Consider the following 12711-nt stretch of genomic DNA (forward strand, 5'->3'; position numbering starts at 1 on the left):
CGGCTTACCAGCGCGCTTTCAGCAGGTTAGGCTGAATCCCGCCAATGGCGCGGGTATTGCCAAACACCTGCGGCGCAATGCCAGCTTCAAACTCGTCACGGAAATATTTAATCGCGCTCTGCAGTGGCTCAACGGCACCCGGTGCGTGGGCGCAGAACGTCTTGCCCGGACCGAGCTGGCGGCACAGCTGCAGCAGGGTTTCGATATCCCCCGGCTGGCCTTTTTTCTGCTCCAGCGCACGCAGGATCTTCACGCTCCATGGCAGACCGTCACGGCACGGCGTACACCAGCCGCACGACTCGCGCGCAAAGAACTCTTCGAGGTTGCGTACCAGCGACACCATATTGATTTCGTGGTCGACCGCCATCGCCAGCGCGGTACCCAGACGGCTGCCGGCTTTGCCGATGCTGGCAAATTCCATCGGCAGGTCGAGGTGCTGCTCGGTCAGGAAGTCGGTACCGGCTCCGCCCGGTTGCCAGGCTTTGAACTTCAGGCCATCGCGCATACCGCCGGCATAATCCTCAAGGATTTCACGCGCGGTGGTGCCAAACGGCAGTTCCCACACGCCCGGATTTTTCACCCGACCGGAGAAGCCCATCATCTTGGTGCCTGTGTCTTCGCTGCTGGAGATGTTTTTGTACCACTCCACGCCATTCAGGAAGATCGCCGGGACGTTGGACAGCGTCTCAACGTTGTTAACGCAGGTCGGTTTGCCCCAGACGCCGGCACTGGCCGGGAACGGCGGCTTGGAACGCGGGTTAGCGCGGCGCCCTTCCAGCGAGTTGATCAGCGCGGTCTCTTCGCCGCAGATATAGCGGCCGGCACCGGTGTGAACAAACAGCTCGAAATCGAAGCCGGTACCAAGAATGTTTTTACCGAGATAGCCCGCGGCAGTGGCTTCGGCGATGGCACGACGCAGATTTTCCGCGGCTTCGATGTATTCACCGCGCAGGAAGATGTAGCCACGGTAGGCTTTCAGCGCAAACGCACTGATCAGCATGCCTTCCACCAGCTGGTGCGGCAACTGCTCCATCAGCAGGCGGTCTTTATAAGTGCCAGGTTCCATCTCATCGGCGTTACACAGCAGGTAACGGATGTTCATGGATTCATCTTTGGGCATCAGGCTCCATTTCAGGCCGGTGCTGAAGCCCGCACCGCCGCGCCCTTTCAGGCCGGAATCCTTCACCGCGGCGACGATCTCGTCCTGGCTCATGCCCTTCAGCGCTTTATCGGCGCCAACGTAGCCGTTTTTACTGCGGTATTCATCGAACCATACCGGCTGTTTGTCGTCACGCAGACGCCAGGTCAGCGGATGGGTTTCCGCAGTACGAATGATCTGTTTAATGGTCATTGATACTGCTCCAGCAGATTGGCGATGCCTTCCGGCGTCAGGTGAACGTGGGTATCTTCATCCACCATCATGGTCGGGCCTTTGTCACAGTTGCCGAGGCAGCAGGTTGGCAGCAGCGTAAAGCGGCCATCCGGCGTGGTTTGTCCTGGCTTAATGTTCAGGTTTTGCTCCAGCGCCGCCTGAATGCCCTGGTAACCGGTGATGTGGCACACCACGCTGTCGCAGTAGCGAATCACGTGGCGGCCAACCGGCGTACGGTAGATCTGGCTGTAAAACGTCGCCACACCTTCTACGTCGCTGGCCGGAATGCCCAGTACCTCAGCAATCGCGTTGATGGCACCGTCTGGCACCCAGCCGCGCTGCTTCTGCACGATCTTCAGCGCTTCAATCGACGCCGCGCGCGCATCTTCATAGTGATGTTTTTCATGCTCAATAGCGTGGTGCTCGGCCTCGCTCAGCACAAAGACCTCAGTCGGGTCGATGGTTTGAATGGCAATTTTTTGATCGTGCATAATTAGCGGTCCACGTCTGACATAACAAAATCGATACTACCGAGGTACACGATCAGGTCGGATACCAGGCTGCCGCGGATCACCGAAGGGATCTGCTGCAGATGCGGGAAGCTCGGCGTACGCACGCGGGTGCGGTAGCTCATGGTGCTGCCATCGCTGGTCAGGTAGTAGCTGTTGATCCCTTTCGTCGCTTCAATCATCTGGAACGATTCGTTGGCCGGCATTACCGGGCCCCACGAAACCTGCAGGAAGTGCGTGATCAGGGTTTCAATGTGCTGCAGCGTGCGCTCTTTCGGTGGCGGCGTGGTCAGCGGATGATCGGCCTTGAACGGACCTTCCGGCATGTTCTTCAGGCACTGCTCAAGGATACGCAGCGACTGCCACATCTCTTCCATCTTCAGCTGCACGCGGGTGTAAGCGTCGCTGATGCCCGCACCGACCGGCACCTCGAAGTCGAAGTTTTCATAGCCGGAGTAGGGACGCCATTTACGCACGTCGAAATCCAGACCGGTGGCGCGCAGACCGGCACCGGTGGTGCCCCACGCCAGCGCTTCGTCCATGTTATAAGCGGCCACGCCCTGCGAACGGCCCATCAGTACGGTGTTGCGCAGCGCAGCTTTGTCGTACTCTTTCAGACGCTTCGGCATCCAGTCGAGGAACTCGCGCAGCAGACGTTCCCAGCCTTTCGGCAGATCGTGCGCCACACCGCCGATGCGGAACCACGCCGGGTGCATACGGAAACCGGTGATCGCTTCCACTACGTCATAGATTTTCTGACGGTCGGTAAAGGCAAAGAACACCGGCGTCATGGCACCGACGTCCTGAATAAAGGTGGAGATGTACAGCAGGTGGCTGTTGATACGGAACAGCTCTGACAGCATCACGCGAATCACATTCACGCGATCCGGTACGGTGATGCCCGCCAGCTTTTCCACCGCCAGCACGTACGGCATTTCGTTTACGCAGCCGCCGAGGTACTCGATACGGTCGGTATACGGAATATAGCTGTGCCACGACTGACGCTCGCCCATCTTCTCCGCGCCGCGGTGGTGGTAACCCACGTCCGGCACGCAGTCGACGATCTCTTCGCCATCCAGCTGCAGAATGATGCGGAACGCACCGTGCGCTGAAGGGTGGTTCGGACCGAGGTTGAGGAACATGAAGTCCTCATTGGTGGTGCCACGCTTCATGCCCCAGTCTTCCGGCTTGAAGGTCAGTGACTCCATCTCCAGATCTTCTTTCTGCTTAGTCAGCGTGAAAGGATCGAACTCGGTGGCGCGCGCCGGGTAGTCTTTACGCAGCGGGTGCCCTTCCCAGGTCTGCGGCATCATGATGCGCGTCAGGTGTGGGTGGCCGTTGAAGGTGATACCAAACATCTCCCAGGTTTCGCGCTCGTACCAGTTGGCGTTGGCGAAAATTTTGGTGATGGTGGGCACATTCAGATCGTTTTCAGACAGCGCCACCTTGAGCATGATGTCGCGGTTGCGTTCAATCGACAGCAAGTGATAGAAAACGGAAAAATCCGCGGCGGGCAGACCGGCGCGGTGAGTACGTAAACGCTCATCGAAACCGTGCAGGTCATAGAGCATGACGTACGGCTTCGGCAGCTTACGCAGGAATTCAATGATTTCCAGTAGCTGTTCACGCTTCACCCAAACGACCGGAATGCCGGTGCGGGTGGCCTGAACGGTAAAGGCATCCGGCCCAAAACGGTTACGCAGCTCGCCGATCACCGGATCATCCAAGTGATCCCGGGTTTGCCATGCAGGCTGAGCGAGATCTTGCGTGGTTAAATCTGTCATACGTTACTCACCATTCCGGCCTGTAATCAGGCACTCAAAAGAAGGCGTCAGGATGGCGGCACACACTACGTTGTCATTATCTGCTGCGGCCGTGGCTCCATCCGTGTACGGGGTGCTTAAACTTCGTCTGGGGTTCTCAGGTTGGTGACGGCAATACGCTCACCACGCTTTCTTTCACGCTCAGACTGCATATTGGCGCGATACACGCCCTGATCGCCAACCACCCACGAGAGCGGACGACGTTCTTTGCCGATGGACTCACGCAGCAGCAGCAGCGCCTGCATGTAAGCTTCCGGACGTGGCGGACAACCCGGGATATACACATCAACCGGCAGGAATTTATCCACACCCTGCACCACCGAATAGATGTCATACATGCCGCCGGAATTGGCGCAGGCCCCCATCGAAATCACCCATTTTGGTTCCAGCATCTGGTCATACAAACGCTGAATCACCGGCGCCATTTTGGTAAACGGCGTACCGGCGATCACCATAAAGTCAGCCTGACGTGGCGAGGCGCGCATTACTTCCGCACCGAAACGCGCCACATCATGTACTGCGGTGAATGACGTGGTCATTTCCACGTAGCAACAGGAAAGGCCGAAGTTATACGGCCAGAGAGAGTTTTTACGACCCCAGTTCACCATGTCATGCAGGGCGTGCTCGAGCTTGCCCATATAGACGCTGCGATGAACGTGCTGCTCCAGAGGATCGGTAACAATCTCCTGTTTCTGCAGGGGATAACGGTCGTTATCGCCCCCGTTCGGGTCTACGCGTGTCAGCGTGTAGTCCATCTTATTGCCTCGCTTTTACTGCTTATGAGGGTTGGTGTGACTGTGGCTGACCGGGCTCGATTTGACGACTACGCGACGACGCGCAGGCGCCCAATCCAGCGCACCGATGCGCACCAGATAAACCAGGCCTGCCAGGAGCACCAAAATGAAAATTGCGGCTTCGACAAAGCCGACCCAGCCGCTTTCGCGAATGGAGGTCGACCATGCGTATAGATAGAGGGCTTCGACGTCGAAAATGACGAAAAACATCGCAACCAGATAGAATTTTGCCGAGAGGCGGATATGGGTATCACCGACGGATTCGATACCGGATTCAAACGGCGTGTCTTTATGGCGCGCGCGTGCACGTCCACCTAACAACCAGCCACCGGTTAACATAAAGGCACACAGGCCAAACGCGATAACAATGAAAACAATAAACGCCCAGTGATGAGCGATGACTTCTGTGGTTGTTGACATACTCTTTGCTTACTCATCAAAAGTGGCGATGGCATCCTGCACTGTCGCAGCAAACACACCACATCGATTCAAGGGAAGGATAAAAAACCTTATAAACTTTGCTGTCTTTATCAATTAAGCAGCAATTTTATGGGGTTTTTTACTCCTTTCTATAACCTTTTGTCAACTTTGACAAAAGTATCCAAACATTAATTTACACCCGCATCATATTATTAACATATGCACCCCTGAGCGCCAGCTAAATCGCTTCAGTTTGTACGGTTAATTTCAGTGTAGCGGGTATTCACATGCATGGATCGTGCGTTTAACAATCATAGTTTGACAGGTCTTGCGCGGATTTCCCCCCCCTTATCGGGGGTATTTTTTTGATCCAGAACACATATTGACGTTTTTTGCTGGAAAAACCGGCAGGCGGTCTGACGAAAGACGGAGATATAGTTGGCACGAAATGATAAATAAATTCCGCGCAGGATGAAAATGAAACACATTTCACTTTTCAGGAAGTTAGTGAAATTATCAGGTGCTAATCGTGCTAAAAAAGCGGAAATAACCGCCATAAAAAAAGCCTTAGCTGATTTTCATCAGGCTAAGGCTCTTTTCTCTAACTTTTAACAATTATCTGGCATGCCGGTTGTGACGGATTACCAGTAACGGTCAACCTTACTCTTCATCATCCAGCAGCAGCGTACCGTCCGGATTCGCGCTCAGATTGTAAGGATCGTTAGTAGACTGCATCGCGTTGAAGATGGCCAGTGCCAGCTCATTATCGCTGTCCGGATTACGGCACAGCAAATATTGCGTATCCGGCAGCACCGGCAGGCCTTCTGCCGCCCCCATCACGCGCAGCTCCGGGCTCATCATTTCAACCGGACGCGCGGTGACACCCAGCCCCGCTTTTACCGCCGCACGTACCGCCGCCAGCGTGGAAGCCACGTAGGAGATACGCCACGGGATACCCGCTTCGTTGAGATGATCGATCGCCATGTCACGGTACGGGCTTGGCTCGTCCAGCAGCACCAGCGGAATGGCTTCACCGCGCTGGAAAATATAGTCTGCCGCGCAGTACCACAGCGTTGGCGAGGTGCGCAGCACCTGGTAGGTGAAGTTACCCGGACTGGAGGTGGTCACCACCAGATCCACTTCGCCCTGGTTCAGCATCTCCATCATAAACGGATTACGCTTCACGCGGACGTCGATTGCCAGTTTCGGATACACTGACGTTACGCGGTTAAGCAGAAACGGCAGAATGGTATCAGAGGTATCGTCAGACGCGCCAATCGTCAGCACGCCCTGGATATTGCTGTACATTAAAGAAGTGCAGGCTTCATCGTTGAAACGCAGGATCTTCCTGGCGTAGCCAAGCAGCTGAATGCCATGCTCAGTCAGCAATTTGTTACGTCCATGTCTGGCAAACAGCTCTTTACCTACCAATTGTTCCAGACGTTGCATCTGCTGGCTTACGGCTGATTGCGTTCTGCATACTGCTGCAGCGGCGGCTGCAAAGGTATTCAGGTCAGCAACGGCGACAAAAGTACGCAGCAGATCGAGGTCGAGATTCAGTATCGGACGATTTGCATTAGTCATGTTATTTCTTCACTTATAAGATTTTTTGAAACTACTACCCTGGTGTATTACCATACTTATCAAAGAGATAAGTGGTAATGGTGCTTAATGATCGCCCTGTGTGAAGGCGCTCATGAAAAAATCGAGTCAGGCGGATGCCGACGAACACATCACCGCAAAACGGGCAATGGCGTCGTAAAAGTCAGAACAACTTCCTGGGCCAGGGACGTCAGTAGAACGTTGCTGGAAGCTGTGTAGTTGCCTGGTTTCCCGCCAAACTGTCCTGCGGGGCAAAAAGGAATAACATCTTGTTATGCTGATGCGAAGCGATAAAGTGCATCAAATAATAAATTATACTTAATCATTTTTACGCTATAAATGGAAATGTTTTTGTTCAAAACATCGTAATTTTTGACCAAAAGCCATTTCCGGCACATCCTGCCACAACGCTGCTGATTTTTTAACCCGCCTGGTTCTTAAACTGAATGATAAGCGTTAAAGTGACAGCGTAAATGCTATTTAAGCCGCTGCCACGCGGTTTTATCCCCGGCTGACGGGGCCTGGTTTCAACCGCTTCGCAAAGCAAATAACCGTCGTCATCGCCTCATGCCAGATAGTGCTTAATCATTGCTGCACATTTTTTCGGCATCTAACAAGATTCCTTTAACTATTTCATCAAGTCGCTAACCGTTCCTCAGACCGCAGTTAAATGAAAAATTGCTGAATGGCGCGGCGCGCGGCTGGATATCCCGGTTTACAGGCGACCCGATCAGCGCAAGCATTTAATGTTGATTCCTGCCATTTTAATAGATAATTAAACCAGTTTTAATAGTTAAAAATGCGTTTCGCGCCACTGAATCCGGCAAAGCCTGGCTATCGCGCCAAAACCCAGCGCTGCCCTTCTTTTGTTACGGTGAGAGGAGTAAATTGAGCAGGTTTGATTTTAGTGGCAGGTTAAAAGGACTCTGCCCATTAAGGCGGTAACGATGAATTTTCAAATTGATAAATCCGGCAAGCTGGAAAATGTCTGTTACGACATTCGTGGCCCGGTACTGAAAGAAGCTAAACGTCTCGAAGAAGAAGGCAACAAAGTTCTCAAACTCAACATCGGCAACCCTGCCCCGTTTGGTTTTGAAGCCCCTGATGAAATCCTGGTAGACGTGATTCGTAACCTGCCGAGCGCGCAAGGCTATTGCGACTCGAAAGGTCTCTATTCAGCACGTAAAGCCATCATGCAGCACTACCAGGCGCGCGACATGCGCGACGTTACGGTAGAAGATATCTATATTGGCAACGGTGTGTCTGAACTGATCGTGCAGGCGATGCAGGCGCTGCTGAACAGCGGCGATGAGATGCTGGTGCCCGCGCCAGATTATCCGCTGTGGACGGCGGCGGTTTCGCTGTCGAGCGGCAAAGCGGTGCACTATCTGTGCGACGAATCCGCGGGCTGGTTCCCGGATCTGGATGATATCCGCAGCAAAATCACGCCGCGTACCCGCGGGATCGTGATCATCAACCCCAACAACCCGACCGGTGCGGTGTACAGCAAAGAGCTGCTGCTGGAGATTGTGGAGATCGCCCGCCAGCATAACCTGATCATCTTCGCCGACGAGATCTACGACAAGATTCTGTATGACGAAGCCCAGCATCATTCGATTGCCGCGCTGGCACCGGATCTGCTGACCGTGACCTTCAACGGGCTGTCCAAAACCTACCGCGTGGCGGGTTTCCGCCAGGGCTGGATGGTGCTGAACGGACCGAAAAAGCACGCTAAAGGCTATATCGAAGGTCTGGAGATGCTGGCTTCAATGCGTCTGTGCGCTAACGTGCCAGCGCAGCATGCCATACAGACTGCGCTGGGCGGCTATCAGAGCATCAGCGAGTTTATCGCGCCGGGTGGGCGGCTGTTTGAGCAGCGCCAGCGCGCCTGGGAACTGATTAACGATATTCCCGGCGTCAGCTGCGTGAAGCCGCAGGGCGCGCTGTATATGTTCCCGCGCATCGATGCGAAGAAATTTAACATCATGGACGACCAGAAAATGGTGCTGGATTTCCTGCTGCAGGAAAAAGTGCTGCTGGTGCAGGGCACTGCCTTTAACTGGCCGTGGCCGGATCACGTGCGCATCGTTACCCTGCCGCGCGTGGACGACCTCGAGATGGCCATCAACAAGTTTGGTCGCTTCCTGCAAGGCTATCGCCAGTAATCTGTGACGCGTATACTGTTTGACTTTCGGGGAGCCGCACAAGCTCCCCGCCGTGCAACAGGAACCGTCCATGACCCGTAGCCACTTTTTCGCCCACCTCTCCCGCCTGAAACTCATCAACCGCTGGCCGCTGATGCGCAATGTGCGCACGGAAAATGTCTCCGAGCACAGTCTGCAGGTCGCCATGGTGGCGCATGCGCTGGCCATCATTAAAAACAAAAAATTTAACGGCAATCTGAATGCCGATCGCATCGCCATGCTGGCGCTGTATCACGATGCCAGCGAAGTGCTGACCGGCGATTTGCCCACGCCGGTAAAGTACTACAACGCGCAGATTGCCCATGAATACAAGAAGATTGAAAAGATTGCGCAGCACAAGCTGATTGAGATGCTGCCGCCTGAATTGCAGGACGCGTATCGTCCGTTGCTGGATGAGCACCTGCATAGCGAGAGCGAGCAGGCGGTGGTGAAACAGGCTGATGCGCTGTGCGCCTACCTCAAGTGCCTTGAAGAACTGTCGGCCGGCAACAACGAGTTTCTGCTGGCCAAAGCCCGTCTGGAGAAGACGCTGGCGCAGCGGCGATCGCCGGAGATGGATTACTTCGTTGAAGTCTTCATCCCCAGCTTCAGCCTGTCTCTGGATGAAATTTCCCAGGATACGCCGCTGTAACCTGCGCCGCTCAGCGTGGGCTGTTTCAGGCGCGGAGCGTCACGCTGAAATAACCGTCCGGCTGTTTACTGATGTGCAGCGGCTGCAGATTTTCCACCTGCAGCGCCACTTCGCTCAGGCGCGGCGCATCGGCCGGCGGATTGACCGCCACCACGGCGCTGCCCGCTTCCAGCCCGGCGATAATGCCCGCCGGTGCATCTTCCACCACCACGCATTCTGGCGCAGAAAGCCCGAGCCGCTCAGCACCCAGCAAATAAGGTTCAGGATTGGGCTTACCGAATTTAATGTCCTCGGCGGTAATAAACACCTCCGGCAGCGGTAAGCCGGCCGCTTTGTGGCGGGCGTGCGCCACCGGGATCGATCCCGAGGTCACAATCGCCCAGGGAATGTCGAGTGCGTTCAGGGTAGCCAGCAACGCGTGGGCACCAGCAATCGCCTGCACGCCTGCCGTGTCTTCTGCTTCCAGCTGCTCCAGCCAGCGAAATTCAGCCTGGATCGCCGCTTCAGACTGGCCCGCCATAAAGTGGCGCAGCGAGTTGATCGCCGGTTTGCCGTGAATGTAGTCCAGCACCTGCTGCGCGGCCAGGCCGTGGCGCGCGCCCCAGCTTGACCAGGCGCGATTCACGGCCGGCAGTGAATCCACCAGCGTCCCGTCTAAATCAAACAGAAAACCCCTGTACTTCACACGTTGCTCCTTATTCAGGCATTGAGGATTTGCGCGATCTCATTCTCGCTAAGATGATACTGACGCGGACAAGTGTGCCACACCGCCAGCATGCGTTGGTATTTTTCCCACATCGGGGTTTGCGCATTGAAGCCGTGGGTGCCGGAATCGAAATGGGTATAGCGCCCTTCCACATTAACCATAAAGCGCACATAGCCGAGGTAACGCGCTTCGGTGGCCGCGTCGAAGCCGAGAAACGCCAGGCGACGCTCTTCAATGTTGCACGGCGCTTTGTGATTGGACCAGGAAACATGCAGCGCATGATGCATTTCCATAATGTCGATCAGCGTACGGCAGGTCGCCTCGCTCAGCTCGCCGAACTCCTTGTCCAGCTCGCGCAATTGCAGTCCATAGCCGCGTTCAATAATGGTCTGATAGCGGCGATAGCGCTCGGCGTTATCCGGCTCAAGCATCGCCATCATCTGGTATTGATTAGAAAGAATCAGTCGCTGTGCATGGGTCATTTCCATGGTTTACTCCCGGGCCGCAGGGCCGCTTAAGATTTAAACAATGCAGAAATGATTACACAACGAAAGCGATGCGTGTATGTCCGCATCACTATTCTTTGATTTGAACCGGGATTGGGCGCAAATTCTCTGGCAGAGAAAAGCGCCATTTGATCAAAGATCGTCGAGGAAAGTACGGTCGAGCTGCTTAAAAGCACGCTTGAGCACATCCGCCAGCGCCTGGTAAGTTGGCTTGCCGTCAACGGGGGCAATGGCCTGTCCGGCCTCTTCCAGTTTGGCGCGCACTTCATGGAACCAGTGCAGCAGCGTGGGCGGCAGCGGCGTGACGGAACGTTTACCCAGCCACCATAATCCCTGCATCGGCAGGCTACAGGCAAACAGCGCGGTGGCAATCGCCGGACCGAGCTGACCGCCGAGCGCGATTTGCCATGTCAGCGTAAAAATGGCCAGCGGCGGCATAAAGCGAATCGCAAAGCGGGTTGCCGTCACCACACGGTTCTCAGGAAACACCGGCGCCAGACGTTTGTCGGCGGGCCAGGTTTTCATGTAGTGCTGGCCGCGCTGAAATAAGCCGAACCAGCCTGGATTGCCTGCGTCATTCGCCATGGTAGACCTCAACTATTACTGCAACATTTAAAAAAATTTTATAACTACACAACTTTACGTGACATCCTTCAAAAGATTTTGTCTTTGCGGGTCACAGTGGGTATTCTGACGCCGTTTTTGCAACATTACCGGAAGCCGCAGCTCAATAAAAGAGCGCGCTGGAGCCATGTTTCGCTTCGTGGATTTCAAAAATCTGCGTAAAATTACCGAAATTTTTTGCGTGTCGTTTCTTTTTTGACTAGCGCATGATGTTAATCATTAATCTACCAGCTTTCATAGGCTACGCTGTTAGTCTGATTGCGTTATTTTTAGCCACTATTTAACAAAATAGGTACTTCCATGTCGACGAAGTTAGTACTGGTCCTCAACTGCGGCAGCTCCTCTCTTAAGTTTGCCATTCTCAATCCAGCCAGCGGTGACGAATATCTTTCCGGTCTGGCGGAGTGTTTCCACCTGCCGGAAGCGCGCATCAAGTGGAAACTGGACGGCAGCAAACAGGAAGCCCCGCTCGGCGCGGGCGCAGCGCACAGCGAAGCGCTGAACTTCATCGTTAAAACTATTCTGGCACAAAAACCAGAGCTTTCGGCACAAATCGCTGCAATCGGTCATCGTATCGTTCACGGCGGCGAGCAGCTGACGCAATCGGTAGTGATTGACGAGTCCGTGATTCAGGGCATCAAAGACGCGTCGTCCTTCGCGCCACTGCACAATCCGGCGCACCTGATCGGCATCGACGAAGCCATGAAAAACTTCCCGCACCTGTCGGATAAAAATGTCGCCGTTTTCGACACCGCCTTCCATCAGACTATGCCGGAAGAGTCCTATCTCTATGCCCTGCCGTACAACCTGTATAAAGAGCACGGCGTGCGCCGCTACGGCGCGCACGGCACCAGTCACTACTATGTGACGCAGGAAGCCGCCAAAATGCTGAACAAGCCGGTCAGCGAGCTGAACATCATCACCTGCCATCTCGGCAACGGCGGTTCTGTGGCGGCCATCCGTAACGGCCAGTGCGTAGATACCTCAATGGGTCTGACACCGCTGGAAGGTCTGGTGATGGGCACCCGCAGCGGTGACATCGATCCGGCTATCGTCTTCTTCCTGCACGATACGCTGGGTATGAGCGTGGATGCGATCAACAAACTGCTGACCAAAGAGTCCGGCCTGCTCGGCCTGACCGAAGTCACCAGCGACTGCCGTTACGTGGAAGATAACTACGCTACTAAGGACGATGCCAAACGTGCGATGGATGTGTTCTGTCACCGCCTGGCGAAGTACATCGGCAGCTACACCGCGCTGATGGAAGGCCGTCTGGATGCGGTAGTGTTTACCGGCGGTATCGGTGAAAACGCGGCGATGGTGCGTGAGCTGGCGCTGGACAAACTGGGTCTGCTTGGCTTCGAGGTTGACCACGAGCGCAACCTGGCTGCACGCTTCGGCAAGTCCGGCTTCATCAATAAAGAAGGTACCCGCCCGGCGGTGGTGATTCCAACCAATGAAGAGTGGGTCATCGCCCAGGACGCCGCGCGCCTCACCGCGTAATGTTTCTCTCCGTCAGC

General features: G+C 54.9%; 13 protein-coding genes. 4 read left to right on the top strand and 9 right to left on the bottom strand.

Annotation, left to right across the window (positions count from 1 at the left end):
- Nucleotides 1–4: 4 nt before the first annotated feature.
- From nuoF to OXR61_RS12070, 5 genes are all read right to left on the bottom strand, one after another.
- Nucleotides 5–1345, bottom strand: coding sequence for an NADH-quinone oxidoreductase subunit NuoF (gene nuoF / locus OXR61_RS12050; RefSeq protein ID WP_031280037.1), 1341 nt, complete (start codon nucleotides 1343–1345; stop codon nucleotides 5–7).
- 2 nt (nucleotides 1346–1347) lie between these two features.
- Nucleotides 1348–1863, bottom strand: a complete 516-nt coding sequence (nuoE, locus tag OXR61_RS12055; RefSeq protein ID WP_021509216.1) for an NADH-quinone oxidoreductase subunit NuoE — start codon at nucleotides 1861–1863, stop codon at nucleotides 1348–1350.
- Between the two features lie 2 nt (nucleotides 1864–1865).
- Entirely contained in the window at nucleotides 1866–3665 is a 1800-nt protein-coding gene (gene nuoC, locus OXR61_RS12060) for an NADH-quinone oxidoreductase subunit C/D (protein ID WP_031280036.1), read from the bottom strand.
- A 116-nt stretch (nucleotides 3666–3781) separates the two neighbouring features.
- Complete coding sequence (locus tag OXR61_RS12065) at nucleotides 3782–4459, bottom strand: NADH-quinone oxidoreductase subunit B (protein WP_021509214.1); 678 nt, start codon at nucleotides 4457–4459, stop codon at nucleotides 3782–3784.
- Between the two features lie 15 nt (nucleotides 4460–4474).
- Nucleotides 4475–4918: an NADH-quinone oxidoreductase subunit A gene (locus tag OXR61_RS12070; RefSeq protein WP_021509213.1), complete on the bottom strand. Its 444-nt coding sequence runs from the start codon at nucleotides 4916–4918 to the stop codon at nucleotides 4475–4477.
- A gap of 477 nt (nucleotides 4919–5395) precedes the next feature.
- On the opposite strand from OXR61_RS12070, the gene OXR61_RS12075 reads away from it, so the two are divergent.
- A complete protein-coding gene (locus OXR61_RS12075) occupies nucleotides 5396–5530 on the top strand; it encodes a hypothetical protein (RefSeq protein WP_021509212.1) in 135 nt (44 codons plus the stop codon).
- Between the two features lie 48 nt (nucleotides 5531–5578).
- Here OXR61_RS12075 and lrhA read toward each other — a convergent pair whose 3' ends face one another.
- Complete coding sequence (gene lrhA, locus OXR61_RS12080; RefSeq protein ID WP_021509211.1) at nucleotides 5579–6502, bottom strand: transcriptional regulator LrhA; 924 nt, start codon at nucleotides 6500–6502, stop codon at nucleotides 5579–5581.
- Nucleotides 6503–7467: 965 nt separating this feature from the next.
- Between lrhA and OXR61_RS12085 the strand changes: the two genes are divergently transcribed.
- A complete protein-coding gene (locus tag OXR61_RS12085) occupies nucleotides 7468–8685 on the top strand; it encodes a pyridoxal phosphate-dependent aminotransferase (RefSeq protein ID WP_021509208.1) in 1218 nt (405 codons plus the stop codon).
- A 70-nt stretch (nucleotides 8686–8755) separates the two neighbouring features.
- The gene (gene yfbR / locus OXR61_RS12090) at nucleotides 8756–9355 is read left to right on the top strand and encodes a 5'-deoxynucleotidase (RefSeq protein ID WP_021509207.1); all 600 of its coding nucleotides are present in this window, start codon (nucleotides 8756–8758) and stop codon (nucleotides 9353–9355) included.
- Nucleotides 9356–9380: 25 nt separating this feature from the next.
- On the opposite strand, the gene OXR61_RS12095 is transcribed toward yfbR, so the two are convergent.
- From OXR61_RS12095 to yfbV, 3 genes are all read right to left on the bottom strand, one after another.
- Nucleotides 9381–10040: a sugar phosphatase gene (locus OXR61_RS12095; RefSeq protein ID WP_021509206.1), complete on the bottom strand. Its 660-nt coding sequence runs from the start codon at nucleotides 10038–10040 to the stop codon at nucleotides 9381–9383.
- A gap of 14 nt (nucleotides 10041–10054) precedes the next feature.
- Entirely contained in the window at nucleotides 10055–10549 is a 495-nt protein-coding gene (locus tag OXR61_RS12100) for a YfbU family protein (protein ID WP_021509205.1), read from the bottom strand.
- Between the two features lie 150 nt (nucleotides 10550–10699).
- Nucleotides 10700–11152 (bottom strand): terminus macrodomain insulation protein YfbV, encoded by a 453-nt coding sequence (gene yfbV, locus OXR61_RS12105; protein ID WP_021509204.1) that lies wholly within the window; start codon nucleotides 11150–11152, stop codon nucleotides 10700–10702.
- 339 nt (nucleotides 11153–11491) lie between these two features.
- Between yfbV and ackA the strand changes: the two genes are divergently transcribed.
- Nucleotides 11492–12694 (top strand): acetate kinase, encoded by a 1203-nt coding sequence (gene ackA, locus OXR61_RS12110; RefSeq protein WP_021509203.1) that lies wholly within the window; start codon nucleotides 11492–11494, stop codon nucleotides 12692–12694.
- Nucleotides 12695–12711: the final 17 nt, after the last annotated feature.

Source organism: Pantoea sp. GM_Pan_4 (genome assembly GCF_026541005.1).
Taxonomy (GTDB): domain Bacteria; phylum Pseudomonadota; class Gammaproteobacteria; order Enterobacterales; family Enterobacteriaceae; genus Pantoea; species Pantoea dispersa.

Excerpts from the sequence above, each read along its gene's own strand:
- nuoE (WP_021509216.1), bottom strand. The coding sequence starts at position 1,863 with ATGCACGATCAAAAAATTGCCATTCAAACCATCGACCCGACTGAGGTC.
- nuoC (WP_031280036.1), bottom strand. The coding sequence starts at position 3,665 with ATGACAGATTTAACCACGCAAGATCTCGCTCAGCCTGCATGGCAAACC.
- OXR61_RS12065 (WP_021509214.1), bottom strand. The coding sequence starts at position 4,459 with ATGGACTACACGCTGACACGCGTAGACCCGAACGGGGGCGATAACGAC.
- OXR61_RS12070 (WP_021509213.1), bottom strand. The coding sequence starts at position 4,918 with ATGTCAACAACCACAGAAGTCATCGCTCATCACTGGGCGTTTATTGTT.
- OXR61_RS12075 (WP_021509212.1), top strand. The coding sequence starts at position 5,396 with ATGAAACACATTTCACTTTTCAGGAAGTTAGTGAAATTATCAGGTGCT.
- lrhA (WP_021509211.1), bottom strand. The coding sequence starts at position 6,502 with ATGACTAATGCAAATCGTCCGATACTGAATCTCGACCTCGATCTGCTG.
- OXR61_RS12085 (WP_021509208.1), top strand. The coding sequence starts at position 7,468 with ATGAATTTTCAAATTGATAAATCCGGCAAGCTGGAAAATGTCTGTTAC.
- yfbR (WP_021509207.1), top strand. The coding sequence starts at position 8,756 with ATGACCCGTAGCCACTTTTTCGCCCACCTCTCCCGCCTGAAACTCATC.
- OXR61_RS12100 (WP_021509205.1), bottom strand. The coding sequence starts at position 10,549 with ATGGAAATGACCCATGCACAGCGACTGATTCTTTCTAATCAATACCAG.
- yfbV (WP_021509204.1), bottom strand. The coding sequence starts at position 11,152 with ATGGCGAATGACGCAGGCAATCCAGGCTGGTTCGGCTTATTTCAGCGC.
- ackA (WP_021509203.1), top strand. The coding sequence starts at position 11,492 with ATGTCGACGAAGTTAGTACTGGTCCTCAACTGCGGCAGCTCCTCTCTT.